Source organism: Rhodopseudomonas faecalis, from assembly GCF_003217325.1.
Lineage (GTDB): Bacteria > Pseudomonadota > Alphaproteobacteria > Rhizobiales > Xanthobacteraceae > Rhodopseudomonas > Rhodopseudomonas faecalis.
The window spans coordinates 208,284-234,875 of the sequence record NZ_QJTI01000002.1 but is presented as its reverse complement, the minus strand read 5'-3'; the positions used below and the strand labels follow the sequence as shown (position 1 = coordinate 234,875).

Here is a 26,592-nt window from a genome sequence, read left to right as displayed (position 1 = left end):
CGCCTCCCTCCTAGCATTTCACGTTGATGTCGTGCTTGGCCGCGAGCGCGGCGCCGGCCGGCGTGAATTCAATAAACGCGCACCCATCCTCAACGAACGTCGTGATCAACCCTGCCTGCTTTAGCTGGGTCAGGTTGCCGCGGTCTGCCTTGGAGCCGCCGACATTGCCGCCAACAGCCGGGGTGCCCGACCAATTCACAGCGTCCTTTGCATACGCAAGGAACAGTTCGAGGCTTCGGTCGGTGAGTTCTTGCTTGCAGGTCATTGCCTTTGTCCTTGCCTTGACAAACAGAGGGCGGCCCTGAGGCCGCCCTGATCCAGCTCCGCGCGTTAAGCGCGAGCCTTGATGTACGAATGGACGTATTCATAGGCCAGCTTCTTGGCCGCATCGCCGTGGGCGATGTCGTTCACGATGATCGCACGGGCGATCTCATCGCAGATGCCATCATCGCCCAGGCGCTGGGAGCGGGCATCATCGAGCGCGGCGGCCAGGATGCCGAGGTCTGCGGGGGAAAGCTTGCTGATGGTCATCTACTTCGTCCTTGCCTTGGGATCATCTATCCCGTTGATCTTGTTATGATATTATCGGCGGACTGATGACGTGGCGAGCCCCACGTTACAAAAAATCGCAATTATTTATTGCGCCGACGCGATTAGTTCGCTGCTCACTCGCTACTAACCACCCACGCTTCAAACTCGCGCAGTGCCGCGATCAACTTCGCGGCCGCATCGGCGAAGTCATCGCCGCCTCCACCCGGCTTCGCCGGGTGGCATACAAGGACCCATGACCAACCGCAGACGTGACGCCAAACTGTGCCGAGCCAATCATCACCGCGGTAAAGCTTGGCCCCGCCGAACTCGTCGGTGTTCGCGTATTTGGTCGGCCGGAATTCCAACATCAGCCCCTCCTAAAAACGACCTTGAGTGCATCGCCATACTCAAGCCCCGCGGCTTTACCATGCGCCGGCCGGCTTGCGATCTGCGCAACCATGTGCCGGCGAAAGCGGTTGTAAGCCTCGCCATAGGTCATGAACCGCTCGCCGCGGCTCATGGCTTGCTGCCGATAGTTCTTGAACGCCGTGTTGAAGAACTTTAGCCCGCCGGCCGCCTTGGCTTGCGCCAGCGCGGTGTCGAGATGATCGATGGCGGCGCGGACACGCCCGAGCGCGACATCATGCCGGGTCGCCGTCCAGCCGTTGCGATCAATGACAGCATCAATCGCGCCCACCAGCCGTTCGCCGCGCACCTCAAAGACGCCCTTGGTGCTGCTCGCCAGCGACGGCCCGAATACCGCGGCGACCTCATCAACGATCGCCTCGGCGCGCTGATGATTGGAGGTCCAGATCGCGTAGTTGATGAAAATCGCCGGCTGCCATCGCTCGCGCAGCTTCGCGAGGGCGCGGCCAAGGTCCCGCGCGACGCCGATCGCCGCGGGCTCGCCGGAAAGCGGGGCCGCCACATATACCGCAGCGACACCGAACGCGAGCAGATATTCCTTGGTCGCGCCGTGCGGGATTTCGAGTTCAACGGGCATGGAACAGCCCCTCGGTGATCTCGCGGGCGATGGATGCGCCAAGGGCGGACACGAACCGATCCCGGCGCTCGGCGCGCTCGTGGAATTCCGCGGCATTCTCGGGGGACAGGCCGGCGGCAGGATCGGCCGGCGGCGCAATCGCCGCCAGATCGAGGGGCATGATCGCCTTTGATAGCGACAGCGTTTTGCCGTCAATGTTGATCCGCACCTCGCATACGAAGGGCAAGTTCATCGTTCATGGTCCTCAGTTGGGTTTCAATGCAAGCCTCGAAAGCGTCCCGGCGTTGATCGATGAACGCCAATGCAGCTTCGCGACTTGGCAACCCGTGAAAGACCGTCGAGCCCGGTGCCGCCGGGTCGCTCTCGATGACAGCGAAGCCGGCGCCATCGCGCGCGACCTGCCATTCCCGACTAAAAACGCACTGCTGGGTCATCATGCACGATCCTATTCCAAACCCTTGCTTCATGGACGAAATACGCGCGGCCGATTTCGTTGGTATCGAACCCCGCGTTCAAAAGCCGCCGCAGATCACTGGCTGTCACAAGTTCGAAATCGCTCGTGCCGGCGATGCGCCTCACCCGCTGGTCGTTGATAGCGACGCTCACCACGGCTGCAATCCTTCCCTGTTCAGTGCCCAGGCGACCATTTGCAGCCCGCGACGGTTCTGACGCAGCACAGTCGGCAAATACCAGCCACGGCGCTGGCAAAGCCGCTCCTGCCGCCTCAACAATTCGTCGTCATCGCGGGAGAACGCCCGCGCGATAGCGATCAACTGGACAATCCGCATTTGCGCCGGGACGCCGCCGAGAATGCGGCTCGGCCAGGAGATCGCCTCCTCCATGTGCGAAATCTCAGCCGGCGCGAAGCGGCGGCGCTGGGGCTGCCGCTGCTCACCCTCATCGCTGATCTCATCGGCGGCATCGCGCACGTAGTCGGGCCATGCTGTCACCATCGCGCCGTGAGCCTTGATCGGCACCCCGGCGAGCGTTTGGAAGGCCTCGGCGAGCCGCTTCCCGGCATGCGGGCCTGTCCATTCGGGCGGGATGAAATCACCCATCGGGCCGTCTTCCAGCGGATTGAACTTGCTGGCATCAAACACCGCACATCCCCTCGCATTCGTGATTGAACATATTCAACTGCCCGCGATCCTCCGCGGTTGACAGATCAACATCGCTCAGTGGGATGCGCTGCGCGTGCATGAACTGAGAACCCCGCATCTTGGGAACGCCTGGGCGATCGACCGGGTTGCGAATAATGCGGTCGATCTCCACAGCATCCGCCCAGGCGCCAACGTCGTTGTCTCTCATATCTCGCCACATCGAATTAGAGTGGAACGGGCACCCGATGCACGATGACTTCGGCGGGGGCGGATAGCCGTTGCGCTTCAGCCAAGCGAGGCAATCCTGTCGGCTCATCCGCTTTTCGATCAGCGGATGACGATTGACCTCAAACCGAACGCGAGATGGCGTCGCGCGGATGATCTCGTCGGTCGAAATACCAATCCACTTCTCGACAGCCCCCGGCGCGATGCGATCCCTGGGGCCTTTGCCGAGCAGTTCGCGAACCTTCTTTCGCACAGGCTCGATCTTGTAGTGGTTGGAGCATTGCCGCCGGCTGATGCCATGCTTGCCGTTCGCGTGCTTGAGGAAGAACGGCACAGTGATGAACCGCCCGCCCTCGCCATTGCTACGCGCGACAAGATCATCGCGGATATTGCCCGCCGACACGATATGAACGGGGAACGGCAGCACGTTCCCTGACATCAACCATCTAAGATGGTCATAGACAGCGGCAGGCTCCCACCCGGTGTCTCCCATGATCGCACAATCGGGCATCGGCCCGATTTCTCCGTGGGCTGCCATAAGCGCCAAGGTAGTTGATTGCACGCCTGCGCCAAGGCTTAGGACACGCAAGACAGGATCACTCACAAGTCACTCCCGTTGATCTCTTGGTCGAGGCCGTCCGCCCATGACGTGTCGCCGCCTGATAGCGGCGGGCGGGGCAGTTCGAACGCAGCCACAGCGCGCTCAAATCCGCGAACCGGCTTTCCTGTCAGCCAGACGAACGGGTTGTCGCGCTTAATGACGCCGTATTGCATCAGCTTCGCGCCGCCGCTCTTGAGCGCCTTATTGACGCGATCGGTGATCGTTTTCTCGTCGTCATCGTCGGATGCCGCCGGGTCGATCGCCTGATATGCGGCCTTCCAATGCGAGGCACGCACAGCGATTGACGTCTCTGGGATCGATGCGTGGCCGGCGGGCCGTTCACCGTGCGCTTGGAGCGCTTGAAGCAGCGCGCGGAAGACAATGTTCTCATCGGCGTTCAGGCGGACGCCCTGATCCTTTTTCTCGCCGCCGGGCTTGATATCGGCCTCCCCGCCGAGCGGCTGCACAACGCAGGACGTCAGCGGCTTCCCATTCGGCCGCACCCCGATCTCAACTTTTCTCAGCCTGAAGCGGATACGAACGCCGTCCTCATCGTCCTTTTGCTTGTCGAGGGTCGCTGTTCGAATGTTCGTTTCTTCGTCGCGGGTCACAATTATGACCTGGTCGATGTTCGCGAAGATCGATGAATGCCCGCGCAGCTTGGTGCCTGCGGCGTTCAGGTGATGGACGAGCGCTACGTGCGTGCCCGGCAGCGCCTGGACGATGCGATCGATGTTCGCCATGACGGCGCCCATGTCCTTTCCGCTGTTCTCATCGGCGCCGGCAGTCGCAGTCGCCAAAGTGTCGATAAATAGGGCGCGCAGCGGCACGTCGTACATGTCCGCGATAGCTTTGCATTCTTCGATCAGCGGCGTGGTGTCCCCATCCGCCGAATAGAGGTCGATTTTCGACTGCAGGAGCACGAACGGAACGCGGGTCCCAGATGAGATGTTGTGGTGCTTGCGATAGGCGCGCAGCCTCTTCTTGACGCCCCTCGCGCCCTCGCCAGCCTGATAGATAACCAATCCCTGCACCGTATCGCGCTGAAAGAACGGTACACCGCGGGCGATCGACATGCCCGCATCAATTGCAAGGAACGATTTGCCGGACCGGCTAGGGCCGCCGATGATGGACTTGTCGCCGATCGTCAAAAAGTCATCGATTAAGTATTCATGCTCCGGGCCGGGCTGATCCAAGTCCTCCCAAGCGAGCGCTCCAAAGCGGCTCTTGAGCTTCGGGCGGCAGATTTCGAGCGCCGCTGCCTCGAAATCCTCAAACGATTGGATCGCGGGCATATTGGTCACGCCGCGCCCTCCATACATCCCATGAGGACGTCGTTCCAATCGCTCCCCTCGGGTGCCATGTGGACCGAGACCGCCTTCCCGGCGGCGCGGTAGCGCCGGCCGGCGGTCAGAAGATGCGCAACGGTGGTCGGGCCGTCGCTATCGCCGTCGCCGAGCAGGATCACTTCGCGGGCCCAATCGGGCAGGATGATCCCCGGCCGATCTTGGTCGGGAATGCCGTTGTAGATTGTCCGCCCCTTAATCGTCGGGTGGCGCATCGTATCGGTGGCGCCGCCGCTCATGTTCCCGAGGGAATAGGCCGCAGCGATCGTCACCTCATCCGGGCCGATGCCGAGCGCATACCACGCGCCGGCCGTCTCAATGCCCTCGCCAATAGCGACAACCGGGCACGGGCGGCCGAGCCAGATGATCGAGCCCCGCGCCTTGCCGAAAACCTTCTTCGCCTTGTTGCGGTTGCGGTCGCCCGGCGGGACCAGCTTCACCGGCCGATCCGGCGCCAAATACGTTCGATGGACGGCGACGATCCCGCCGGCCGGGTCGCGCATAGCGGCCACCATCGCCGGGAATTCACCGAGCGACGTTTCGGCCTGCGCCTGCTCGTCTGCATAGCCGCGATATTCCAGCGATGGGATGAAACGCAGGTTCTCGCACTGATCGGGCGTCAGCGTAACGCCGCGGCGCGCCAGATAAGCCTCCGCGAAGCTGCCGCCGAACGGCAGCGCTTTGCGCCAGAGATCGGATACCGCCTGCGCCTGCCAATCGGAACGCCGCTGTTCATCCTGCTCCTTGCTGATCTTCCGGTCGCGGCGTTCTTCCTTGCGCTCGCGAACAATATCGGCGTCGATCTGCCGGCCGTCGCGCGGCGGCGCCTCGCCAGTCAGCTGCTCGCAAGCCGCAAGGAACGGCAATCCGCCCGCGTGCATCAACAGCGAAATACTGTCGTTGCCGCCCTCTGCGCCGCGGCAGTTCCACAGCCCTTTCCCCTCGTTGATGCTGAACCGATCGGTGCCGAGGCACTTCGGGCAAGGCCCGATCATTTCGTGGGCGCTGCGCTTGAGCTTGGCGCCGGCCATCGCCGCAGCCGCCTCAAGGCTGACCTCGCGGGCGCGATCAACCCATGCCTGGAATGCGGGGTCGGTGTCGTTGCTCATGACTGCGGGCGCCTGTGCTTGCGCGGCGCCGGGGCCAAGTCCCGCCCCAGCATAGTCTTAACCCCATCATCCAGAATGCTGTCGGTCAGGTTCTCGCAGGCGACGACTGATAGTATCTTGGCCGCTAAATCATCCAGCGGCACCCCGCGGGCCTTCGCGGCGATCGTCAATCGCGACGTGGCAATTGGCGACAGGCACGCGATTAGGCAAAGCCCCTTTCGGCGGCGCGACGCTCGCGCGCCCCAGGCGCGCAGTTTGACGCCAAGCCACTTGCCGCTAATGCCGCCGATCTCATCCGCGATCTGCTCATAAGACCAGCCGCGGCCGGCAAGATACGCTGCGCGCGCAGCTCGGGCCGGCGTCCATCGATTTGCCCGCTGCCGCGACATTAGGCGCCCCACAGCGGCAGGAGCTTGACAGAATGCTGGGGCGCCATGTGCGCGGCCTGATAGCACCACAGCGCCAGGGCGTCGGCCGCGTTGTCATCTTGCGGCGACCAACCGAGCTTCCGGCATTTGTATTTGGTGGCGTCCTTGGCGTCTGCGCGTTTAATCCGATTGGTGCCAAGGAAGAACGTTCTAACGTCCGACACGCGCGCCTCACGGACGTCAGCGCGATCGAACAGCAACTCGTCCACGGTCTCGGCGATACCGATTAGCAGCCGAATGCTGTCGATGTTCGTGTGCCCCTGCAATTGGCCGGGCGTCAGCGGCGCCTCGAATACGACCAGCCGCGCCGGGCTGGCGACTAGGAAGCTGACCATCCATTCGCGGCAATTGCGCAGAACACGCGCCCGCGTTGTGTTTTCATTGCCGAACGTCACCGAGCCATAAATCGGCTCCTCACCGGGGGCGCCGTAAGCCCAGCCGGTGGTCTTGGCGAGATCGAGCGCCAGAATGTCCCCAGCCCAAGCCATCAGACGACCACCTTTTCGATCGCCGCAATCCCGCGCTCGATACGGCCGAGCGTCCGCGAGCACTCGCCTACCTGGTTGCGGAATTGCCGGTCGATCGTCGCGTGGAGTTCGGCGGCTTCCGCTGCCATTGCCGCGCATTGCGTCTTGATGACGTCCAGGCGGTCCAGCGATCCCGACACAGCCTTGAGCATCGTCGCCGCGTCGTTGGCGACAGCTCTGGCCTCGCCGAGCGCGGCGCGAACATCCTCGCTATCGGCCGCTGGGCCGAAGCGCTTCTCGCGGATTTGGCGAACCCAATCGCGGGGGACGTTCAGGCTTTCGGCGACAAGCTTGTCCGACCAGCCGTCGCCGTATCCCTTGTCGCGGCCGGCATACACTTCGGTCAGCTTTTCGGCGATGATCAAAGCATCATCGACGCCAAGCTCACGCGGCGGCTCGGCTTTGACGGGCGCGGGCTGAACGGTCGGCATCGGGGGCTCCTTCATTTGTGCGTGGGCTTTGCGCCTGATCATGCCGGCGCATGTCGGGCAGATGTCGCGGTTCGGCTTGTGTCCAAGCTCCCAACCGGCGCGGGCGAGAACCTTCATCAAGTCCTCTCTCGCGCGCGCGCCGCCGTGCGTGTTTGCTGATACGTCATGCTGCGCGCCGCAGCGCGAGCATTGGAAGCGATAGACGCGCCGTCGCTTTGATCTATCGCCTTCGACCTCGACTGAGATCGGAAGAAGTCGCCTGCCCCCTGACATGCTTGCCTCATGTTCGATGGAAAGGGCGCCCGGCGGCAGCAGCGCCGCCGGGCCGTGCTAACTAATCGTCGTTTTCGGATGCCTCGATCGCGGCTTTGAACAGCGGCAGGTCCGCCGCCTCGCCGAATGCTTCGGCGAGCATCAAGATCGTCTCTTGCTGATCGCGCTCGAGTTCTTCGATCGTGGCGCGGGCTGCGGCCAGCTTTGCGCGCGTGTCGATCATGATCCGAAGCTCTTTCTTCGGGATGCCCCGGGCCTTCGCTTCCTGATAGACGCCCGAAATACTCTCGCGGATCGAGCGGCACGCCTTCATGTACTTTCCGCGCTCGCTGTTCAGATCGACAACGTACCCCTCGATCTTGTTAACGAGCGACTTGACCAATTCCGGGTCGTAACTATTCGAGGCTGCGGCTGGCTTGGCCATGGTCCTCTCTCCCTATTCCGCGGGCGCGGAATTGCGCTCGCGTGGTGCGCACTTCACGGGGATGAAGAACCGCTTGTAGTGATCGGCGCAGTAATCCCGCCGATGGACAGGCGCCCCACACATCACTGCGAAGCCGTCGGGGCCGCAGCAATCCAGAACCGCGGCGCATTGATCGCGCCGCCTCGACATCAACCCGACAGCACCAGGGGGGATTGACGACGCAATCCGCGCATCATCCGCGGTTGGCGACTTGGCCTTTGCAGCGCGCTGGCGGCGCGGGCCTAAAGGCATGGCGCCGCCAGCGCCATGGCCGCGCCTGATGCGATAGAGCTTCCCGACAACGGAATTGACGGTAACCCCCAATTCCGCAGCCATAGCAGCGCGCGTCATGCCGCTGGCGTCCATTTCAGACAGCTGCCGGCACATTTCGGCCGTCCAAACCACCATGCTCACGATAGGCCCCCTGTTGTTGCGCGATCAGCGCTTGCAACGACAGCTTGCATTTTTTGCAAGTTTTACTTGCAACATAACTGGTCGCCGATACTATTGCGCATGGCGCTTATGTCGGATCGGGGAACACATCGGGGCGCAGGATATGGAGGGGGTAGCCGGTCACATCGCTGACAATCCGCGCGCGCTCGGGCGGGACTTGACGCCAGTTATCGATTGCTTGCCGAGTGATGCCGCAGCGCTGTTGGATTTCTGTACGCCAGCCCTTGTTCGCCACGATCTCCGCGACGATTTCGTCCCGGCCAGTTTTCGCGCCCATGGTAATAACCCCTTACCTGCAAATCAGTGCGGAGCCGAATTAAGCAGCGCTTGCCAATTTTGGCAAGCTTACCTTTCAGCCTTTAACCGATCCTCAAGGGGGGAAAAAATGTCATCTGACGATCTTGATACGTTGGGCCAGCGACTTCGGGCGGCCCGGAGGTCCCGCAATATGAGCCAGGACGATCTCGGCGAGATCGTTCAGGTGTCGCACGCAGCAGTCCAGCAATGGGAGAAGGACAAAACCAAGCCATCGATCGACAACCTGACCGCCGCAGCCGAGGCGCTGGAAGTTCCTCTTGCGTGGCTGACGTCGGGGGTCGGGCCAGCGCCAGACCTTACCCCGCCAGAACCAAAAGGGCGAAGAAGCTGGCGCAATGCGCGCCCATCTGCGCAGTGCGTTAGTTTCGCGTCCCGCATCCCCGAAGTGCAAAGCCGATCGCTTGCAAGCCAGGGCTCAGCTCAAGACGCCGATAAGGCCGCCATCGCGCATTGGTGCATCCCCGCCGATGTCGTGCGGAACATGCTACACACGAGCGCCGATGCGCTGACGATCATGCGCGTTACGCGGCCAACCGCGGCCCCGGCAGTCAACGCAGGGGACTATGTCGTCGTGGATCGATCCCGCACAGAGGTAAATGAACCCGGCCTATGGGTCGTTCTGGCTGGCGGCGCCGCGTTCCTCTGTCGCGCCGAGGTTGGGGCGGGGCCGGCAGAAGGCGGCATCTCCTTGATGCTGACGACCGCCGACGGCAGCCTACCCCCAATGCACCCAAGCAATCCAGCCGTGAAACTTGTCGGCCGAGCCGCCGGCCACTTCAGAGCGCTATGATCTCACAGCGCCCATTCCCAACAACCCACCCGCAAGGATCGGTAACTATCTAATCAACAATCAATTGATTGATATCATTATTATAAATGATCAGGGGGTCCCCCCTTAGGGGGGGAACCCCCTTTATTTTAATAATTGGATCATTACAGATTTGGCAAGCAAGTCTTTCTCATTCTCCCTCAAAAAGCTGTCACGATTGCCAGAACCGTAAAGTCCCGCTTGCAATGACCCCTTGCGCGGCATAGCCTGATCCTTGCCTGATTTGGCAAGACAGGCTTTCATTAGGGGTACAAAATGCAAGTGGGGATATCACTGCAACAATTGGCCGCCCAGATCGAGGGCGCCAAGAGCTTGAAGCACGACCTGATCGCTCACACCTCCGCGCTGGAAATGGGTGTTGATGACGACGGTGTGGCGCGGATTGACGTTCATGCCCAAGGGATGGCAGGCGGCTCCTACCCAGTTCGGCCTATCGCTCACAGCCAGATCGGCGAGCGGCTTGCGATCCCGGCCAAGTATTATAACCGGCTGCTCGCCGGGACGCCGGCAGATCGCGGCCTCCTCGCGTCCAACGTCAATCACTGGTTTGCTACCAAGCCCGAGAAGCGGATGATCCGCACGCTCGGAGGCGACGTTCGGGCTTTCCTCTCCAACCGATATCAGCGGATCGATCACGAGGAAATCGCGTCGGTCGCTTTGCCGATCCTCGCCGAAATCCCGGACGTCAAGATCGTGTCGTGCCAGATGACTGAGGCCCGGCTGTATATCCAAGCGGTCGCGCCGCGGATCAGCGGCGAGGTCAAAGTTGGCGACCGCGTGCAGGCCGGCGTCATTATCAGCAATTCCGAGGTCGGGCTTGGGAGCGTGTCCGTCCGGCCGCTGATCTACCGCCTCGCCTGCCTCAACGGGATGATCATCGCCGATGGCGCTTTTCGCGCCTACCACGTCGGCCGCCAGATCGAGGACAACGCTGCGCTTTGGGCCGACGATACTAAGCGCGCGGATGACCGCGCAGTGCTCCTTAAAGTTCGCGACATGGTACGGGCGTCTGTCGATGATGTTCGATTTGCCGAGACGGTCGGCCGCATGTCTGAGCTGACCGAGCAGCGCGTCACAGGCGATCCGGCGAAGGCCGTCGAAGTGCTTGGCCGCAAGGTCGGCGCTAGCGAAAGCGAGCGGGGCGGCATCCTCCGCTCCTTGATCGAGGGGGCCGATCTTTCCGCCTGGGGCCTCCTCAACGCTGTGACCCATCAGGCCCACACGGTCAAGGACTACGACCGCTCGATCGAATTCGAGGAAGCCGGCGGCGCCGTGCTCTCAATGTCGCGCAAAGACTGGCGCGAAATCTTGGAAGCGGCCTAACGCCTGATCCGGCGCCCTGCCTGATCGCGGGGCGCCGCCCGCACTAACCCCATCAATGGTATCAGCATCATGTCGATCTCCGAACGCATCTGCGATGCGGTCTGCGGCACTTTTGCAATCGCCGTTTGGCTCATCGCCTACGCTGTCATCTGCCCCGCCGACGCTGCCGCCAGCGAGCTTAGCGGCTCCGAAGTGGTCGCCCTGATCATGGTCGCTTATGCGATCGTCGGCGCAATCGCCGCGCTCATTGCGATCGCCGCTGCCGTCGCCGCGATCCTGCGCCGCTCCCGTCGCGAAAACGGAGCACGATGATGCGCGCCGCCATCACCCGCCTTTCGCTCGTTGCAGCAATGCTCGCCTGCGAAGCGGCGGAAGCCAAGCCTGCCCGAAAGCCGCTCACCAGCGGATACGGAGTTGTTTCTTACTACTCACACGGCAACCGTGTTGCATCAGGCCGCCGCTTTGACCCGCACGGCATGACGGCCGCTCATCGCTGGCTTCCATTTGGCAGCCGCGTGCGGATCACCCGTGGCCGCCATTCTATCGTTGTGATCATCAACGATCGCGGCCCATTTGTCCGCGGGCGATTGTTCGACCTTTCGCTTGGCGCTGCCCGAGCGATCGGCATCACCACCTCTGGCGTGGCCAACATCCACTACGAGGTGTTGCGATGACTGAGGAACGCAAGAACGAACCGCTCGACGTCATCCACATCGGGCGCCTCGAATACCTGACGTGGGAAAGCCCGTGGAAAATCGGCGCCGTGGACATCCGCCGAGACTTTTGGCGCGCGGCGATCCGCTGGCGCGGCAAGCCGTGCGTCCACGAATACGGCCACGCTCATTACGGGCTCTACCCACGCAATGCCGCGCGCTGGGAGCTGCATTGGGAAACTATCGGCGGCGGCCTGATCCTGCGCTCGCGCGAGAGCTTCGGCTTTGTGAACGTCGCCGCGTACTTCGAGGACGCCATGATGCGGATGAACGGCCGCGGCGTGATCTTCGAGGCTAGCGAAACGTCGCTACTCCTTCGCGCCGATCCTGCCGACGAAGTACCCGGCCGCCTCTACCACAAGAGAGGCAATGAAGCGGTGATCCCCCCGGGCGAGGAAAAGACTGTCTGCAAGGTAGGCGGCGCAGACGCCTGTCTATTTGTCGCGTGCGGCGACGACGGCTTCACCTGCCTCAAGTTCGAAGGGCCTGCGGCGCGGTCGCTGTTGGCCCGCAAGGCTGACGGGACGATCCGCGCAACGCGGATCGGGCCATGCGCCATCATTGGACGTAGCTAACTACAAGGATACGCGATGTTTACGACGGAAGAAGAAGCCAAGCGGAAAGCGTGCCCATGCGTCGAGCGTAACCCGCTCTGCCTCGGTGAGGAGTGCATGGCGTGGCGGTGGGCCGAAGATGAAACCGAAGTCGCGTTCACCGCCATTGGCGCGCGCCCCAATGGAGACGGCTGGGAAGGCCCGACCGAATATCGCGACACCAACGGTTGGGTTGGCCACACATGGCAGCGCCACCGCGTCGATCGCGTCGGTTTCTGCGGCTTGATCGGGATCGCTGAGGGCCAACAATGACAGCGCTGCACATCGTCTACGCTAGCGCCTTCGTCTGCTCGGCGATCGCGCTCGGCGCTGCCGCATTCGCGTGGGGGTATGCCATCGGCTGCGAGCGGACTGCCGCCAAACTCAACGAGATGATTGACAAGTATCGTCGCGCCCATGGCGCATCGCCGTCATGACAGCAGCCCCCGGAAACCGCCAGCCCGTCAGCACCACCCGCGATCTAGCCGCGCTGGACGCTGATGAAGTAACCGCCGGCTATTTGATCGGCTTCGCTGGCGGCCAATGCCCGCCCGATGCGTCTCGTTCATTCTGGCACGGCTGGCGAAACGGCCTTGTGGATGGCGGCCACACCACCCCTGACGACGATCAGCGCGCGCTTGCGCGCGAGTATCACACGCTAACGAAAATGCCGGCGCAAGGCCGGGCATAGAGGCTCACATGGACTACTCATTGCGTGAGGCATTTGCCGATCTTCTCGAATTCGCTGTCGACACTGCCGTCGAAAAGCACAAGGCGCGGCAACGCGCCGACGAGCAGCGCGAAATCGCTCAAGAGGAAGTGCGCCGCCGCAGCTGCGCGGAACAGAAGGCCGCCGAGCATCAATCCAAGATCGATCTGCTTGAAGCAGAGGTCGGTCGCTACGTCGCCAAATTCGGCCCACTGCCCACCAACAATGAGAGCGCGCATGGACACAAGTGACGAAATGCTGCCGGATGGCATCCACTTCGGCGTAAACGCCGATGCCGTTTATCACCCCCATGAAGGGCTTGGGTCCGGGGATGTCCGTCGCCTGCTGCTGAACCCCGCGGAATTTTGGTGGAATAGTCGGCTTAACCCGCTGCGCCCTACCGACACGGACAGTGCGTTCAAGACTTTCGGCCGCGCTGTGCACGTCCGTGTGCTGGAAGGCGAGGAGAAGTTCAACCGGCTCTACGAGCGCGAGGACACCAGCGACGACATGTTGCGCACCGACGCCGATCTGGCGGCATGGCTACGCAAACGCGATATCAAGCCGCTGCGCAGCAAAGCCGAGAAGATTGCCCAAGCCCTGTTCGCTGATCCGGGCGTCAAGATCGAGGACGACATCAAGGAACGCGCCGAGAAGGAAGGCCGCACGATCCTCAAGGCCGATGACTACGACCGCATTATCATCTCGTCAGCGCTGATCGCCGACAACCCCGACCTCGAACATGCGTTCGACGGCGGCATGCCCGAGGTCGCGGTGATCTGGACCGAGACGATCGACGGCGAGCCGGTGCGCTGCAAAGCGCTGTTTGATTACCTCAAAATCCGCGGGATCGGCGACCTCAAATCCACTTCTAATCCGAAAGAGATGGATTTCCCGCCGCTTTGCCGCATCCGCTTCGCTGAGCGAAGGATGGACTTGCAGGCTGCGCACTACATGCGCGGGCGCTCCTTCATTCGTCAGTTCGTCAAGGATGGCGCCGTTTTCGGCGACCACGATCCGCAATGGCTGCGGAAGGTAGCCGATCAGGCGGAGTACGGGTTCGCGTTTGTCTTCTTCCAAACGACAGGCGCGCCGTCGTCTTGGGCGTGCTCGCTGTCGCCCGAGAATAGCATCCTCCGCGATGCCGCGATCTACCGCGAGGCCGCGCTCAAAGCGTTCGTGCTTTGCCGCCGCAAATACGGCGACGGCATGTGGCTCAAGCGCGAGCCCATCCAAGAACTCGACCCGGCCGACCTGCCGATGTGGTTCGGCCGCCGCTAATCCGCCCCAAGCAACCGAGGACCAAATGAGCAACGACATCATTACCAGCAACGGCGAAGTGATCGAGGGCGACTTGCCGGCGCTGCTCGACACCACGATGGCGAGCGCGCTGGCGCGCGTCGAGATCGACAGCCAAGTCGCCACCGCCCGAAATTTCCCCCGATCCATTCAAGCGGCTGTCGATGCTATTAAGGCGCTGGCTACGCTGGACGAACAAACCGCCGCCGAATGCGTCTATGCCCTGCCGCGTGGGGGCAAGACGCTGCGCGGCCCTTCGATCCGGCTTGCCGAAATCATCGCCTCGCAATGGGGCAACTGCCGCGACAGCGCCACCGTCGTAACGATCGACCGCGTCAACAAATTGATCGTCGCCGAAGGTGTGTTTCACGACTTGCAGACGAACCGCGGGACGCGCTGCACGGTTCAGCGTCGGATCAGCGACAAGAAGGGCCGGCTCTACAACGAGGACATGATCGCTGTCACCGGCAACGCCGCCTGCTCGATCGCCCGGCGCAATGCCATCCTCGCGGGCGTGCCGAAGGGCGTTTGGCGCAAGGGGATGGACGCGGCCGAGCAGGTGATCCGGGGCGACGCGAAAACGCTTTCTGCGCGCCGCGAAACCGCCATTGCCTCGCTCGCCCACTTCGGGTTGCTGCCCGACCAGGTGTTCGCGATCCTGGGCGTCAAGGGTGTCGATGACATCGATCTAGATACGATGGTCACGCTCCGCGCGATCTATTCGGGATTGAAGAACGGCGAAACTTCCGCGGAGGAACTGTTGCGCGGCACACGGCCCGAGGCGCCCGTGCACAAGGTCATTAGCAACCCGCTGTCTGACAATGAACCCGAGCCGGCCGATCAGGAAAGCGGCTCGGACAACTCTGGCGCCCAAGTTGATGAAATGCCGGAAGCTGGTGAGAAGCTTCCCGCCACTGACCTGATCATTGTCACTGCTCGCGCGCGCGGCGCCCAGGCAAAGCGCGACGGGATGGCGAAGCGCGCAATCCCGCCGGAATACCGCGCCCCCGGCCGCGAGGCCGAGGCCGAGGCATGGAAGGCCGGCCACGATGCCGAGCCGGCGCCGGCAAAAGTCGCGGAGTAACTGCCATGACCGAGGCATCCCGCACTTTGACCCGCGACGACGCCGCGCTGATCCGCGCATTGTTGCCGAGCATGTATCAGCACGACATTGCCGCGCTGTTCGACTGCAACATGGGCCGCGTCGCTGAGATTGCGCGCCGGCAGAAATTCGCGGGCGTAGCGCCCGCGGACCTCAAGCACCCGGCTGTGGCGCGCCGCGTCGTCTGCTTGCTTGCAGACCACCACGACAAGCTGAACCGCGAAGTGCGCAAAGCGCTGGGGGCCGCGAAATGAATTCGCTCCATCGCAGCGTCGCAAAGACGATTGAAGCCCTTGGCGGGACTAACGTCCGCATCCGCCCGGGCAGGCGCCACACCATTGCCGAGTTTGAAGCTGGCGGGCGCCCGCTATCGATCCCCGTGCACAGCGGGAGCATCGCCAGCCGTCGCTTTGAACCGATGATCCGATCCCAAATCCGCCGGAAAATGGAGGCCGCCCGATGATCGCAACGGATAGCGATGCCCGCACCAAATGGTGCCCGCACGCGCGGATCGCGCGGCGCGAACTCGGCGTCTCGGGCGGCGAGATCATCGGCGGCGTGAACCGCGACGCGCTCAGCACGCACGGCGGCGCAATCCCAGCGTCGTGTCGGTGCATAGCCTCCGACTGCATGGCGTGGCGCCTGCAATGCACCGTCCACATCGCATCACCCGAAGGCACTCAGCAGGCGACCCGCCAACTTGGGTACTGCGGCGCATTCGGCCACCCGTAACTACCAACCACGAGAAAGCACATCATGAAAATCGTCGGACTGATCGCAGAAAACGTCAAGAAACTCACGGCCGTCGAAATTGCCCCTAGCGGGGCTGTGATCGAGGTGACCGGGAAGAACGGCAACGGCAAAACCAGCGTGCTCGATGCGATCTGGTGGGCATTGGCGGGGGCTAAGCACATTCAAGCGGCGCCGATCCGCCGCGGCGCCGATAGCGCCCGGATCAGGCTCGACCTCGGCGAGATCAAGGTGACCCGCAAGTTCGAGCGGAAGGGCGACGACGATTTCACCACGTCGCTGATCGTGGAGAATGCCGCCGGCAATCGCGCGCCGTCGCCGCAAAAGGTGCTGGACGATCTGGTCGGCGCGCTGACCTTCGACCCGCTCGAATTCGCCAACGCGGACGCGCAGACGCAGTGGCGCATGATCCGCGACTTGATGCCCGAGATCGACTTCGACGGCGTCGATAAAGCGAACAAGGAGGACTTCGCCGCCCGCACCGATCTCAACCGGCAGGCCAAGACGCTGCGCGCCCAGGCCGCCGGCATCGAGGCGCCGATCGGCACGCCGAAGCAGCCGATCGATGAGGCGGCGTTGGTCGCCGAATTGGAGGCGGCCGGCCAGCACAACGCCGAGGTCGCGCAGCGCCGGGCGCGCCGGGAGCAGGCGAAGACCGACATCGCGCAGGCTGAGGTGACGGCGGACGCGCGCCGGAAGGAAGCCGCGGACCTTCTGGAACACGTCAAGGAACTGAACGCGCAGGCGGACCGCTATGCCGCCGACGCGGCATCGATGCGCGCCAAGCTGGAAGCCGCGCCGCCCCTGCCCGATCCGATCGACACCGCGGCGCTGGTCGAGCAGATCGCAACCGCGAAGCGCACAAACGCTCATGTCGCGGCGCGACAGCGCCACGCCGAATTGTTGGAACAGGCAACCGGCATCGAAGCACAGGCGCAGGCGCTGACCGCCGCTATGGACCGGCGCAAGGAAGCGCTCGCCGCGCAGATCGCCGCGGCGCAGCTGCCCGTTCCCGGCCTTTCGTTTGACGACGGCGCTGTGCTGCTCAACGGCCTGCCCTTCGACCAGGCCAGCACCGCCGAGCAGCTGCGCACGTCAATCGCCATCGCAATGCGGATGAACCCGAAACTGCGCGTGCTGCGCATCCGGCACGGCAACGATCTGGATGACGATAGCATGGCGATCCTCGCTGAGATGGTCGAAGGCGCGGACTATCAGTGCTGGGTCGAGAAGATCAACGCGAGCGGCAAATCGTTCGTCGTCATCGAAAATGGCGAAGTCATCGCCACCGAAGCAGGGGCCGCCGCGTAAGCGGCCCCACCCCACGCAAGGAGCATTGCAATGAAAATCATCGGGACGGCCGGGGTCAACGATTACCTCGTGCAGATGTCGGATTACGAAATCGTCAAAGCGGCAGGGTATTCGTCCAGCTACGACAAAGGGTGGCCGTTCCGCGACCGTAGCATCCCGGTAGGAGCGACGATCGAAATCCACGCCGCCTGCGACTTCCACAGCCGGATCGCCAACAATCAGGACAGTGCCCGCAAGGCCGCCGGCACTCTGCGCGCGCTCGCCGATCTGCTCGACGGCGCGATGCCCGACGTGGTGATCCCGCCGCCGGCCGAAGCCCCGGCCGAAGCCCCGGCCGAAGCCCCGGCCGAAGCCTAATCCACCACCGCATAGCAAGGACAAGCCATGGCCCGCATCATCGCAACTACCCAAGAAACGATTGCTATCCACGAAGCGCTCAAAGGCCATCTGTCTCCGACGGGCGACGGGGCATTCTTCTATGCCGGCGGCCTGACGGACGAAGATATTGCCCGCAAGGCCGCCCCGCGCCTCTCCGCCGCGCACGTCGCCCGCATCCGAACCGAAATGTTCGGCAAGCTCGGCAAGCCGCCGGAAGCTGAGCCGGCTGACTTCGCTGCGATCGCCGCCAACATGACAACCGACTTGGCCCAGATCAAAAGCGCAATGACCCGGCTCGGCGCCATCGACACCACGCTGAACAGCGTCGAGGCCGCAGTCGCCCGCATCGAACAGCGCGTGGCATCCATCGATAGCGCCGCGCGCCAGCAGTTCTAAAGGGGGCAGTGCAATGGCCGGCGATATGAACCGGGCGACCTTGATTGGTCGCCTGGGCGGCGATCCAGAATGCAAAAGGCTGCAAAATGGCTCGCGCGTCGTCAACTTCTCGATCGCTACGTCAGAGAGCTGGCGGGACAAAAATACAGGCGAGCGGAAAGAGAAGACGCAGTGGCATCGCGTCGTGATCTGGACGGAAGGTCTGTGCAACGTCGCCGAGCAGTATCTGCGCAGGGGCTCTAAATGCCTCGTTGAGGGCGCGATCGAGCACCGCAAATGGACCGATCAGAACGGCGTCGAGAAATACACCACAGAAATCGTCCTCAAGGGGTTCAACGCGCAGCTGATCCTGCTCGGCGGCAGCGGCGGGGGCGATGGCGGGGGCGACAGCGGGACACCCCGCAGCGCCGGCCGCGCGCCGAGCCAGAACATCCCGATGGATGACGACATCCCCTTCTAGAGCCAAGGAACACACCATGACCACGATTAGCAAACTCGCTGACGCCTTCGCGTCCGACGAAAAAACAATTCCCCTCACAGGCGAGGAGTGCCAACTGATCGCCGCCGCCCTGCGCACCATGGACCGCATCGAGACGGTGCTGCCCAGCATCGTTATGACGACGAAGCGGGCGTTGCAGGATAACGCGAAGCCGGCACATCGGCCGAGCCAGCCGGGCGCCGCCCCCGAGAACGGGTGGACGATCTACGAGGGCAACATTGTGTTCGTCGCGAGCCGGATCGCCGAGGCTGTCGAGCGCGCGCAGAGGGGAGCCAACGCGAAAACCACGCTGTCGCTGCATTACGCGCGGCAGATGGCAAACGCCTGCTACAACCTGAAACAGGACATCCGGCTGCCCGATGATGCGCGCAAGGCCCTGGGTGATGCGCAGGCGGCGTTCGACGCAGCGGCGGCGACGCTGCCGGATAGCTTTGAGAGCTTCGTCCGGAAGATGGTGGAGCGGCTCACGGAGCAAAATACGTTCGAGCAGACCGTCGCTGAAATCGTCGCCCATCTCAAAATGGCGCGCAGCGCTGCATTTTATGCCACCGGCCGGCGGCCGACGGCCCCGCAGATGCCCGACAACTCCGAGCCGGCGCCGCGCAGCAAACCTTATTGCGTTTGGTGCCATCAGATCGGGCACGCGGCGACTGATCGCTGCCGCGCCCGGTACTATGCGACCAACGAGCAATGGGAGTGCGAGGGGGCATAACCCCTCGCAACATCTCGATGGATCGAACGCGGCTGATTAAGCTGATGATGCTAACCACATCATCAAACGACAACGAGGCGCTGAGCGCCCTGCGGATGGCTAACAGGATGCTCGCCGACGCATCATTGGCTTGGTCCGAAGTGCTTGGCTCAGGTCGGCAGCCGCAGCGAGCCGCCGACCCGCCGCGGCGCCAGCCGCCGCCTCCCCCGCCATCGCAGCGCCGGCAGCAAGCCAAGCGCAACGACGCTGACGATGGCGACGCCGACGATATCGAGGCGATGTTCGAAGAACTGACCACCGCCGAGTTCGCGAACAGCTTCATCGAGAGCCTGCACCGGCAATGGAAGGAGCGCGGCCGCCTTACCGCGAAGCAGATCATCGCGTTGAGGCGCGTGCACCTCGCGGCGATGAAACAGAAATACGGGCGAACCAGCTATTACGGGCGTTTTTCATGAACCAGCGAAGCAAGACCGTTAGCTCAGCGATTGGCCGAGGGTGGGCATCGATCGCGTCGAAGATGATGACCTATGCAATGGAGCGCGCCAAGGAAGGCGACGGCGCGAGCGCCGCGACGGCAATGCTTCAAGTCGAGGTCTGGCTTGATAAGGCCGGCGCCGACGCGACGCGCTATCACTTCACGGTGCGATGATGATGAAAGCTCAAGTCATCGTGTGGCGCGCATGCGTCGCCGTGGCCCTGCCATGGGGCATCGCAGAAGCAATCACGCACGAGGTCCGGGTTTTCCTGCGCTCCGCATACCTCGCGGTGCGCTTGGAGATCAGCACGGCGCGGGAGTGCTGGAATGAGGCGCCGCCAACGTGAAGAAGCCCCGCCCGCTGACGCGCCGGGAGCGGCACATTCTGGCGCTGCTGTATCCCGACAAGTCGCTGGCGGTCGGCCTTTCGATCTGTGCCGAACTATACGCCCGCAAGCTGATCACCATCGATCGGTTCCGCAGGCGCTATGTGCTCACCGAGGCCGGCCGCGCCGCGCTATCGCAACAAGAACTGACACTCTGACCATGGCAAATCGCCGCCATATCCCTCTGAAAATCAAGCTCGCCGCAGCGCTGCTACAGATGAAGCGGCCAGACGATGCCGGCCGCCTCGTCCCGGTGATCCCGCACGACGAGGCCAAGCGGCTGACGGCCGACCAGATCGTCAGCCGTTTCGAGTTCAATCACTACCCGATCCCGCACGCCGCGGGTGGGCCCGACGAGCCCTGGAATTTGGACCCGATGCCGAAGGCCGATCATCGCGAGCGGACGGCGAAGATCGACATTCCAGCCATCGCCAAGACCAAGCGCGTCGCCAAGGCGCAAGAGGAATTCCGGCGCAGGCTGCTCGCCAAGGGCGAGCCCGATGCGGCGCAGGATCGCCCCGCCCGGAAATCTAAGTGGCCGAGCCGCCGGTTCGGCCGGGCGAAGTGGAGCAATGAAGCATGAGGAATGAACACCAGATCAAAAGAACCAACCAAGCTTGGCAGCCGATCAGCGGCTGCTCGGCGGTCTCCTCGGGCTGCGATGATTGCGCGATGGGGCTGAGGGAGACGCCAGCGCTGAAACGTCTGTTGCGCACTGGCTTCGTCAACATGACGGACGCCGGCCCAGCGTGGTCCGGCTCGGTGAAACTCAACAAGGGGACGTTGCTTCAGCCTATGCGATGGCGGCGGCCCCGCAGCATCTTGGTTTGTCCCCATAGCGACCTGTTCAACGAAAGCGTCCCCGACGCTTGGCGTGATCTCGTGTTCGCCGCGATGACGCTGGCGCCGCAGCATACGTTTGAGCTCTCGACAAGGCGTAGCGAGAAGATGAGGGCGTGGGTTTCTGACCCTGCAACGCCGGGGCGCATCGCGCGCTCTATCTTGGACATGGTGATCGCGAGCATCATCTCGCCGTCGCGGATGATGGCCGACGATTGGCCGGTTACCAGCGTCGGCCCAAACCCAGAAGAACCTGACGACGTGACGCTCATGGCGTGGCCGCTTCCGAACCTTCGGCTCGGAGTAGCGGTTGAGGATCAGCAGCGCGCAAACGAGCACATTCCGAACCTTCTGGCGACGCCGGCAGCTGTGCGTTTTGTCAGCGCTGTGCCGCTGCTGGGGCCGATTGATCTCACCGACATTGATCTTTTGCCGATGCTTTTGCGCGGCCGGCTGCGCAGCGAGAACGACCCGAAGTGTACCTTCGATGCGCTCACCGGGAAAACGAATGTGCATCCGGTACACGGGGTTGATGATCCGTTCGATCGCGGCGTGGATTGGGTGATTTGCGGCGGCGAAAGCGGGCCGAAGGCTCGGCCGCTGCACCCCGATTGGGCGCGCGGCCTCCGTGACCAATGCGCTGCGGTCGGCATCCCGTTCCTGTTTAAACGGTGGGGCGAATGGGTGCCGGAAGACCAGTCGCCGGAAGACGCCATTCTGCCGGGCTGGGCGCGCTGCCCGTGGGCCGAAAGAGATCGCGATGGGGGATGGAGCCATGGCGACCAAACGAGCGTCTACCGCCTCGGCAAGCGCGCCGCGGGCCGCTTGCTTGACGGCATCCTACACAACGGCACGCCGGGGGCGCAGTGATGGCGGACAGGTCGATCCGTTTTCCTGCACCGATGATCCTAGCGGCGCTCGATGGCCGCAAGACGCAGGCGCGGCAGCTCGCGTGGGGGAAAAACAACCGCCAGCGAGGCGTACTCACTGACCCAAAAGACTGCTTTGAAAAGCCAACGCCATGGCAGGCTTTGAAGCCCGGCGATCGGTTGTGGGTTAAAGAGGCTTTTGCGCAGGTCGGAACGGTTGATCCGCCGTGGCTCGTAACCAAGGCTGACTATCCGGAATGCGCTAAGATATATGGTTTCGACTGTATCCCCGAGACGATCGAGGAGGTGGGGTATCGCTGGCGCCCTTCCATCCACATGCCGCGCTGGGCGTCGCGCCTCACGCTGATCGTCACCGGAGTCCAGATCGAGCGGCTGCAGGATATCAGCGAGGCTGATGCCGTTGCGGAAGGATGCCGCGGCACGTTGGGGGCAAACTCGGAATTCCCGGACGAGTGGGACCCATCGCCAGCCGAAGAATTTCGCGACCTATGGAGCAGCCTCTACGGCCCCGAGGCTTGGGCCGCCAATCCCGAGGTTGTGGCGATCACGTTCCGAACGATCCGCGCCAACATCGACAGCCAGGAAGCGAAATGAAGGAAGAAGAATGAGCCAACCCCTGAACCAGATCATCGCCGCGATTGAGGCCGGCGGCGCAGATGAGACCAACGGCAAGCCGGCCGGCGACATCATTGAGAAGGGGTGCGAGGCGGCCGGGTATATCCACCCGGCCGACGCCGCCAACGAATTCTGCCTCGAAATCGCCGACGCGATCCTTGCGCCGGCACATCCGCAAAAGGAGCCGAGCCGATGAACACCGCATTCCTGCTCATGGCGCAATACGCCGGCCGGGCCGTGATCCCGATCGAAATTGTGCAGGCCGACTACTTCCCGCACCTGCAATTGGAGCAGCTGGTCCGCAAGATGTGCCGCGGCGAGATCAAGCTGCCGCTGATGCGGATCGAGGGGAGCCAGAAGGCCGCCCGCGGCGTGCACCTCCAAGACCTCGCCGCCTATCTGGATGCCCGGCGGGCTGCTGCGGCAAAGGAGCTTGAGCAGATGACGCGCCCGTAAACGCCCGGTGCCAGCACATGTACTTAGTACAAACAGAGCCAAGCCCCCGGCAAGGCTCTGTTTTTTTTGGCTTATTCCGCGGACGCAATCCAGTCGATCATCGGCGCGACGGCAAACGTCCGATCCAGCATGGCGTCCTAACATCCGATCCAGTTGCGCCGCGGCGGCAAGCGCTCGCCCCGGCTCACAGCGAGCCCAGCTCAAGCACGGCAGCCCCTTGGCAGGCAAGCCACATCCCCCTCGTAATTCAACGAGGCTGCAAGCGCGGCCGGTTCCGCTATCAAACAGGCTGACGGGTATTGCTATAGCTCAATGCGGTATTCCGGGAACGGCAGACACTCGCTGCATCTCCGCAAGAGGGGGTAGATATGCTCAAGATCGCAATCCTCATCTGGATCATCGGCGGCGCGACGCTGGCCGGCATGTGCATGGTGGCCGTCCTTGTGGCTGCCAATGACCAACTGATCCCGGCCGCGGTCGCTACCGGCTTCGTGCTCGCCATGCCGATTTCGGTGCTGGTGGCGCGCAAGATCGCCAAGCCGGCGGCGTAGCCAGACCACCACAACCGCTCATGGCGATGCCGCGCCAAACGGTCCGCCGCAGGAACTAGGTCATATTGCTGCCACCGCGGCGGCCGACGCTGCGCAGGCGTTCAGCTCGGGCCGTCACGCCTTCGGCTGTCACCTCTGCGACGCCGTCAGGCGCCGCCATCGCGCTTTTGCGGTGCAAGTTACCTGCGGGCGCCTCTTGCCGCACCCGCTGCTTGCCCGCGCGCCCATCGCGCCCGCGCGGCCCGTTTCAGGCAAGCATTTTGGCGGACCGAGGCTGCCCAACGACACGCCCCACCCGCCGCAACAAGGAGATCATCATGACCAAGCTCTTGTCTTTGACCGCCGCCGCCATCGCGGTGCTGACGATCAGCGCCGCGGCGCCGGCGCTGGCTCAAGACGGCCGCGGCCCGGTCGGCACGATCTGCGCCAAGGATATCGACACTTATTGCCGCGGCCTGGCGCATGGCAGCGGCGAAGTGCGCGCCTGCCTGGAGCGCAATCGCGACAAGGTTTCGCCGGACTGTAAGACCGCGCTCGACACCACCGGCGGCGGCCGGATGGCGCCGATCAGCCGCTAAGCCGATCGATCGCTGAGATCATCGTCAGGGTCTCCGCCCGGGTAACCCGGGCTGAGACCCTGCTCAGATTTCCAATTGCGTACCGAGTTCGACCACCCGGTCGGTCGGGATCTTGAAGAAGATCGTCGCCCGTGTCGCGTTCAGCGTCATGAAGGTGAATAGCCGCTCCCGCCACAACGCCATGCCCGGATTGAGACTGGGCACATAGCTCTCGCGGCTTAAGAAGAACGAGGTCGACATCATGTTGAACTCGAGCCCGAGCGGCTTGCATAGCGCCAGCGCCGCCGGCACGTCGGGCGTCTGCATAAAGCCGTAGCGGATCAGCAGCCGGTAGAAGCCGTTGCCGAGCGTGGTCAGCTCGATGCGCTCGCTATCGGGCACATAGGGCGAGTCGGTGGTCATCACCGTCGCCAGCACCACGCGCTGATGCACCGTCTGATTGTGTTTCAGATTATGCAGCAGCGCCGGCGGCACGCCGTCGGTGGCCGCGGTCAAAAACACCGCCGTGCCGCGGGCGCGGGCGATGTCCGAGCCGAGCGCGCGCATCACGACATCGAGCGGCACCGCCAGCTTCTTGACCTGGTTGCGCACCAGTTCGCGACCGCGGCGCCAGGTGGTCAGCACGGTGAACGACAGGATGCCGATGAACACCGGGAACCAGCCGCCCTGCGCCACCTTAATGACGTTGGCGGTGAAGAACGCGAGGTCGATCATCAGCAGTGAGCCGGCCACAATGATCACCACCGCCAGCGGCCAGCGCCACAGCAGCGCCATCACAAACGCCACCAGAATAGTGTCGATCATCATGGTGCTGGTGACCGCGATGCCATAGGCCGCGGCCAGATTGCTCGACGACTGGAAGCCGATCACCAGCGCCATCACCGCGATGTACAGCGTCCAATTGGTGAACGGCACATAGATCTGCCCTTCCTCGGAGCCCGAGGTGTGCACAATGGTCATGCGCGGCAGAAGGCCGAGCTGGATCGCCTGCCGGGCCACCGAAAACGCGCCCGAGATCACCGCTTGCGAGGCAATCACCGTGGCGCAGGTGGCGAGCAGCACCATCGGCACCACCATCCAATCCGGGCTGAGCCGGAAGAACGGGTTCTGAATCGCCTCCGGTTCGGTGATCAGCAGCGCGCCCTGGCCAAAATAATTGAGCAGCAGCGACGGCCACACCAGGGCGAACCAGGCGATGCGGATCGGCAGTTTGCCGAAATGGCCCATATCCGTGTACAGCGCCTCGCCACCGGTCACCGACAGCACCACCGAGCCGAGCGCGAAGAAGCTCAGCAGCGGGTGCTTGACGATGAAGTCGGCGGCATACAGCGGGTTGATCGCGGCCAGCACGTGCGGCGCGGCCACCACATTGATGATGCCCAAAATGGCAACGGCCAGGAACCAGATGGTCATCACCGGGCCGAACAACATGCCGACCCAGCCGGTGCCGCGCTTCTGCAGGAAGAACAGCGCGGTCAGCACCACGACGGTGATCGGCACCACATAGGATTTGAACTGCGGCGCGACCACTTCGAGGCCTTCGACCGCGGACAGCACCGAGATGGCCGGCGTGATCATACTGTCGCCGTAGAACAGCGCCGCGGCGATCACCCCGAGCAGCATCAGTGGGTATTGGACGCGAAAACCCTTGGTCAGCTCGGTGACCTGCGCCAGCAGCGCCAGGCTGCCGCCCTCGCCGTGGTTGTCGGCGCGCATGATGATGATGACGTATTTCACCGTCACCAGCATCATCACGGTCCAGAACACCAATGACAGTACGCCAAGGATGTTCTCCGGTGTCACCGGAATCGGATGATGGCCCGAGAAGGTTTCCTTGAGGGCGTACAGCGGACTGGTGCCGATGTCGCCGTACACCACGCCTATGGCGCTGATCAGCAATCCGGCGCTGAGGGTCTTTTGCTGGCTCATAGCGTCATCCTGGCTGGGGAATTCCGTGGGGTTCGCTGGCAGAAGTGAAACGGCTTGTCCGGCGGCTAGGCTGTGCAGTTGATGCCCAAGGACCGCGCTGTGCGATTGGCAGAGTTCGACAAATGGCGCCGTTAAGCCTTTCTTAAACGGAAATTCTAACGCTGGTTTAGATCACGAAGCTGCGGCTTGCCAAGCCGGGCCCCCGGTTTGTCTTTGGTTGTTGCACAGCGAATTGCGTGCCAACCGCTATTGCCGTTAGTTCGCCACGCACACCGGAACAAGTGGCGAATTGTCTCCCCAGCCGCCACTCGATCGATCCCGAGGCGCACGTTTTCGCGCAAACTGTCGTGATCCACCGCCTTCGCCCGCCGAACCGGCGGCTTTTCACTCTGTTTCAGGACTGGCGAACGCGCCGCCTCCCCGCGATCGGCAGCGCCGGGACGCGCCTTG

Annotated in this window: 44 protein-coding genes; 27 read left to right on the top strand and 17 right to left on the bottom strand. The window is 63.2% G+C overall.

All coding sequences use genetic code 11. The features are described from left to right. Window positions 1-10 precede the first annotated feature (10 nt). From BJ122_RS02890 to BJ122_RS19155, 15 genes are all read right to left on the bottom strand, one after another. Entirely contained in the window at window positions 11-265 is a 255-nt protein-coding gene (locus tag BJ122_RS02890; RefSeq protein ID WP_110779655.1) for a hypothetical protein, read from the bottom strand. Window positions 266-330: 65 nt separating this feature from the next. Further along, a complete protein-coding gene (locus BJ122_RS02885; protein WP_110779654.1) occupies window positions 331-531 on the bottom strand; it encodes a hypothetical protein in 201 nt (66 codons plus the stop codon). Window positions 532-665: 134 nt separating this feature from the next. Then, window positions 666-899 carry a hypothetical protein gene (locus BJ122_RS02880; protein ID WP_110779653.1) on the bottom strand — a complete coding sequence of 78 codons (234 nt, stop codon included), beginning with the start codon at window positions 897-899 and terminating at the stop codon, window positions 666-668. Beyond that, the gene (locus BJ122_RS02875) at window positions 899-1,534 is read right to left on the bottom strand and encodes a hypothetical protein (protein ID WP_110779652.1); all 636 of its coding nucleotides are present in this window, start codon (window positions 1,532-1,534) and stop codon (window positions 899-901) included. The genes BJ122_RS02880 and BJ122_RS02875 overlap by 1 nt, the downstream gene beginning before the upstream one ends. Continuing rightward, window positions 1,524-1,766 (bottom strand): hypothetical protein, encoded by a 243-nt coding sequence (locus BJ122_RS19165; RefSeq protein WP_110779651.1) that lies wholly within the window; start codon window positions 1,764-1,766, stop codon window positions 1,524-1,526. Before BJ122_RS19165 ends, BJ122_RS02875 begins: the two co-directional genes overlap by 11 nt. Before the next feature lie 179 nt (window positions 1,767-1,945). Beyond that, a complete protein-coding gene (locus tag BJ122_RS02865; RefSeq protein ID WP_110779650.1) occupies window positions 1,946-2,143 on the bottom strand; it encodes a hypothetical protein in 198 nt (65 codons plus the stop codon). After that, entirely contained in the window at window positions 2,137-2,634 is a 498-nt protein-coding gene (locus tag BJ122_RS02860; RefSeq protein WP_110779649.1) for a hypothetical protein, read from the bottom strand. Before BJ122_RS02860 ends, BJ122_RS02865 begins: the two co-directional genes overlap by 7 nt. Next, entirely contained in the window at window positions 2,627-3,397 is a 771-nt protein-coding gene (locus tag BJ122_RS02855; protein ID WP_488225877.1) for a hypothetical protein, read from the bottom strand. The genes BJ122_RS02860 and BJ122_RS02855 overlap by 8 nt, the downstream gene beginning before the upstream one ends. A gap of 62 nt (window positions 3,398-3,459) precedes the next feature. Further along, window positions 3,460-4,755: an AAA family ATPase gene (locus BJ122_RS02850; protein WP_245407594.1), complete on the bottom strand. Its 1,296-nt coding sequence runs from the start codon at window positions 4,753-4,755 to the stop codon at window positions 3,460-3,462. 5 nt (window positions 4,756-4,760) lie between these two features. Then, window positions 4,761-5,915: a DUF7146 domain-containing protein gene (locus tag BJ122_RS02845; RefSeq protein WP_110779646.1), complete on the bottom strand. Its 1,155-nt coding sequence runs from the start codon at window positions 5,913-5,915 to the stop codon at window positions 4,761-4,763. A 388-nt stretch (window positions 5,916-6,303) separates the two neighbouring features. Further along, on the bottom strand, window positions 6,304-6,831 hold the full coding sequence (locus BJ122_RS02835) for a hypothetical protein (protein ID WP_110779644.1): 528 nt from the start codon (window positions 6,829-6,831) through the stop codon (window positions 6,304-6,306). Next, on the bottom strand, window positions 6,831-7,418 hold the full coding sequence (locus BJ122_RS02830; RefSeq protein WP_146227138.1) for a hypothetical protein: 588 nt from the start codon (window positions 7,416-7,418) through the stop codon (window positions 6,831-6,833). Before BJ122_RS02830 ends, BJ122_RS02835 begins: the two co-directional genes overlap by 1 nt. Window positions 7,419-7,635: 217 nt before the next feature. Continuing rightward, complete coding sequence (locus BJ122_RS02825; protein WP_110779642.1) at window positions 7,636-7,998, bottom strand: hypothetical protein; 363 nt, start codon at window positions 7,996-7,998, stop codon at window positions 7,636-7,638. 12 nt (window positions 7,999-8,010) lie between these two features. Continuing rightward, on the bottom strand, window positions 8,011-8,451 hold the full coding sequence (locus BJ122_RS19160) for a hypothetical protein (protein ID WP_181418861.1): 441 nt from the start codon (window positions 8,449-8,451) through the stop codon (window positions 8,011-8,013). A gap of 106 nt (window positions 8,452-8,557) precedes the next feature. Then, complete coding sequence (locus BJ122_RS19155) at window positions 8,558-8,767, bottom strand: helix-turn-helix domain-containing protein (protein WP_181418860.1); 210 nt, start codon at window positions 8,765-8,767, stop codon at window positions 8,558-8,560. Window positions 8,768-8,875: 108 nt separating this feature from the next. Here BJ122_RS19155 and BJ122_RS19150 point away from each other — a divergent pair, with 108 nt between their 5' ends. The 8 genes from BJ122_RS19150 to BJ122_RS02785 all read left to right on the top strand — a co-directional run bounded on the left by BJ122_RS19150 (window position 8,876) and on the right by BJ122_RS02785 (window position 12,957). Next, complete coding sequence (locus BJ122_RS19150) at window positions 8,876-9,598, top strand: helix-turn-helix domain-containing protein (RefSeq protein WP_283808411.1); 723 nt, start codon at window positions 8,876-8,878, stop codon at window positions 9,596-9,598. 321 nt (window positions 9,599-9,919) lie between these two features. Beyond that, window positions 9,920-10,960 (top strand): DUF932 domain-containing protein, encoded by a 1,041-nt coding sequence (locus BJ122_RS02810; RefSeq protein ID WP_210205422.1) that lies wholly within the window; start codon window positions 9,920-9,922, stop codon window positions 10,958-10,960. Window positions 10,961-11,029: 69 nt separating this feature from the next. Then, window positions 11,030-11,272, top strand: a complete 243-nt coding sequence (locus tag BJ122_RS02805) for a hypothetical protein (RefSeq protein ID WP_110779638.1) — start codon at window positions 11,030-11,032, stop codon at window positions 11,270-11,272. Next, window positions 11,272-11,634 carry a septal ring lytic transglycosylase RlpA family protein gene (locus BJ122_RS02800; protein ID WP_245407582.1) on the top strand — a complete coding sequence of 121 codons (363 nt, stop codon included), beginning with the start codon at window positions 11,272-11,274 and terminating at the stop codon, window positions 11,632-11,634. The genes BJ122_RS02805 and BJ122_RS02800 overlap by 1 nt, the downstream gene beginning before the upstream one ends. After that, complete coding sequence (locus tag BJ122_RS02795) at window positions 11,631-12,248, top strand: hypothetical protein (RefSeq protein WP_110779636.1); 618 nt, start codon at window positions 11,631-11,633, stop codon at window positions 12,246-12,248. Before BJ122_RS02800 ends, BJ122_RS02795 begins: the two co-directional genes overlap by 4 nt. Window positions 12,249-12,263: 15 nt before the next feature. Then, window positions 12,264-12,539: a hypothetical protein gene (locus tag BJ122_RS02790; RefSeq protein ID WP_146227137.1), complete on the top strand. Its 276-nt coding sequence runs from the start codon at window positions 12,264-12,266 to the stop codon at window positions 12,537-12,539. Then, complete coding sequence (locus tag BJ122_RS19145; protein ID WP_181418858.1) at window positions 12,536-12,703, top strand: hypothetical protein; 168 nt, start codon at window positions 12,536-12,538, stop codon at window positions 12,701-12,703. Before BJ122_RS02790 ends, BJ122_RS19145 begins: the two co-directional genes overlap by 4 nt. Then, entirely contained in the window at window positions 12,700-12,957 is a 258-nt protein-coding gene (locus BJ122_RS02785; protein WP_110779634.1) for a hypothetical protein, read from the top strand. The genes BJ122_RS19145 and BJ122_RS02785 overlap by 4 nt, the downstream gene beginning before the upstream one ends. Window positions 12,958-12,974: 17 nt before the next feature. Here BJ122_RS02785 and BJ122_RS18930 read toward each other — a convergent pair whose 3' ends face one another. Continuing rightward, the gene (locus BJ122_RS18930) at window positions 12,975-13,214 is read right to left on the bottom strand and encodes a hypothetical protein (RefSeq protein ID WP_146227136.1); all 240 of its coding nucleotides are present in this window, start codon (window positions 13,212-13,214) and stop codon (window positions 12,975-12,977) included. Between BJ122_RS18930 and BJ122_RS02775 the strand changes: the two genes are divergently transcribed. The 19 genes from BJ122_RS02775 (at window position 13,213) to BJ122_RS02690 (ending at window position 24,213) form a co-directional block, all read left to right on the top strand. Beyond that, window positions 13,213-14,256 carry a PD-(D/E)XK nuclease-like domain-containing protein gene (locus BJ122_RS02775; protein ID WP_181418857.1) on the top strand — a complete coding sequence of 348 codons (1,044 nt, stop codon included), beginning with the start codon at window positions 13,213-13,215 and terminating at the stop codon, window positions 14,254-14,256. The two genes, BJ122_RS18930 and BJ122_RS02775, sit on opposite strands and share 2 nt — an antisense overlap. Before the next feature lie 25 nt (window positions 14,257-14,281). Beyond that, window positions 14,282-15,358, top strand: coding sequence for a hypothetical protein (locus BJ122_RS02770; RefSeq protein WP_110779631.1), 1,077 nt, complete (start codon window positions 14,282-14,284; stop codon window positions 15,356-15,358). A 26-nt stretch (window positions 15,359-15,384) separates the two neighbouring features. After that, window positions 15,385-15,630, top strand: a complete 246-nt coding sequence (locus BJ122_RS02765) for a hypothetical protein (RefSeq protein ID WP_146227135.1) — start codon at window positions 15,385-15,387, stop codon at window positions 15,628-15,630. A gap of 205 nt (window positions 15,631-15,835) precedes the next feature. Then, entirely contained in the window at window positions 15,836-16,108 is a 273-nt protein-coding gene (locus BJ122_RS02760) for a hypothetical protein (protein ID WP_110779629.1), read from the top strand. Between the two features lie 24 nt (window positions 16,109-16,132). Beyond that, complete coding sequence (locus tag BJ122_RS02755; protein ID WP_110779628.1) at window positions 16,133-17,437, top strand: AAA family ATPase; 1,305 nt, start codon at window positions 16,133-16,135, stop codon at window positions 17,435-17,437. Between the two features lie 30 nt (window positions 17,438-17,467). Next, window positions 17,468-17,794 carry a hypothetical protein gene (locus BJ122_RS02750; RefSeq protein WP_110779627.1) on the top strand — a complete coding sequence of 109 codons (327 nt, stop codon included), beginning with the start codon at window positions 17,468-17,470 and terminating at the stop codon, window positions 17,792-17,794. Between the two features lie 27 nt (window positions 17,795-17,821). Next, entirely contained in the window at window positions 17,822-18,211 is a 390-nt protein-coding gene (locus BJ122_RS02745) for a hypothetical protein (protein ID WP_110779626.1), read from the top strand. A gap of 13 nt (window positions 18,212-18,224) precedes the next feature. Continuing rightward, window positions 18,225-18,671 carry a single-stranded DNA-binding protein gene (gene ssb / locus BJ122_RS02740; RefSeq protein ID WP_110779625.1) on the top strand — a complete coding sequence of 149 codons (447 nt, stop codon included), beginning with the start codon at window positions 18,225-18,227 and terminating at the stop codon, window positions 18,669-18,671. A 16-nt stretch (window positions 18,672-18,687) separates the two neighbouring features. Next, window positions 18,688-19,422, top strand: a complete 735-nt coding sequence (locus BJ122_RS02735) for a hypothetical protein (protein WP_110779624.1) — start codon at window positions 18,688-18,690, stop codon at window positions 19,420-19,422. Between the two features lie 17 nt (window positions 19,423-19,439). Next, a complete protein-coding gene (locus BJ122_RS02730; protein ID WP_110779623.1) occupies window positions 19,440-19,877 on the top strand; it encodes a hypothetical protein in 438 nt (145 codons plus the stop codon). Then, entirely contained in the window at window positions 19,874-20,071 is a 198-nt protein-coding gene (locus BJ122_RS19140) for a hypothetical protein (protein WP_181418856.1), read from the top strand. The genes BJ122_RS02730 and BJ122_RS19140 overlap by 4 nt, the downstream gene beginning before the upstream one ends. A 169-nt stretch (window positions 20,072-20,240) precedes the next feature. Next, window positions 20,241-20,441: a hypothetical protein gene (locus tag BJ122_RS02725; protein WP_110779622.1), complete on the top strand. Its 201-nt coding sequence runs from the start codon at window positions 20,241-20,243 to the stop codon at window positions 20,439-20,441. 2 nt (window positions 20,442-20,443) lie between these two features. Next, a complete protein-coding gene (locus tag BJ122_RS02720) occupies window positions 20,444-20,866 on the top strand; it encodes a hypothetical protein (protein WP_110779621.1) in 423 nt (140 codons plus the stop codon). Then, complete coding sequence (locus tag BJ122_RS02715; protein WP_110779620.1) at window positions 20,863-21,993, top strand: DUF5131 family protein; 1,131 nt, start codon at window positions 20,863-20,865, stop codon at window positions 21,991-21,993. The genes BJ122_RS02720 and BJ122_RS02715 overlap by 4 nt, the downstream gene beginning before the upstream one ends. Next, window positions 21,993-22,607 (top strand): ASCH domain-containing protein, encoded by a 615-nt coding sequence (locus BJ122_RS02710; RefSeq protein ID WP_110779619.1) that lies wholly within the window; start codon window positions 21,993-21,995, stop codon window positions 22,605-22,607. Before BJ122_RS02715 ends, BJ122_RS02710 begins: the two co-directional genes overlap by 1 nt. Before the next feature lie 10 nt (window positions 22,608-22,617). After that, window positions 22,618-22,824, top strand: a complete 207-nt coding sequence (locus tag BJ122_RS02705) for a hypothetical protein (RefSeq protein WP_110779618.1) — start codon at window positions 22,618-22,620, stop codon at window positions 22,822-22,824. Then, window positions 22,821-23,084 carry a pyocin activator PrtN family protein gene (locus BJ122_RS02700; protein WP_110779617.1) on the top strand — a complete coding sequence of 88 codons (264 nt, stop codon included), beginning with the start codon at window positions 22,821-22,823 and terminating at the stop codon, window positions 23,082-23,084. Before BJ122_RS02705 ends, BJ122_RS02700 begins: the two co-directional genes overlap by 4 nt. Before the next feature lie 368 nt (window positions 23,085-23,452). Beyond that, window positions 23,453-23,635, top strand: a complete 183-nt coding sequence (locus tag BJ122_RS02695) for a hypothetical protein (protein ID WP_110779616.1) — start codon at window positions 23,453-23,455, stop codon at window positions 23,633-23,635. Between the two features lie 317 nt (window positions 23,636-23,952). Further along, a complete protein-coding gene (locus BJ122_RS02690; RefSeq protein ID WP_110779615.1) occupies window positions 23,953-24,213 on the top strand; it encodes a cysteine rich repeat-containing protein in 261 nt (86 codons plus the stop codon). Window positions 24,214-24,276: 63 nt separating this feature from the next. On the opposite strand, the gene BJ122_RS02685 is transcribed toward BJ122_RS02690, so the two are convergent. Further along, complete coding sequence (locus BJ122_RS02685; protein WP_110779614.1) at window positions 24,277-26,142, bottom strand: potassium transporter Kup; 1,866 nt, start codon at window positions 26,140-26,142, stop codon at window positions 24,277-24,279. Window positions 26,143-26,592: the final 450 nt, after the last annotated feature.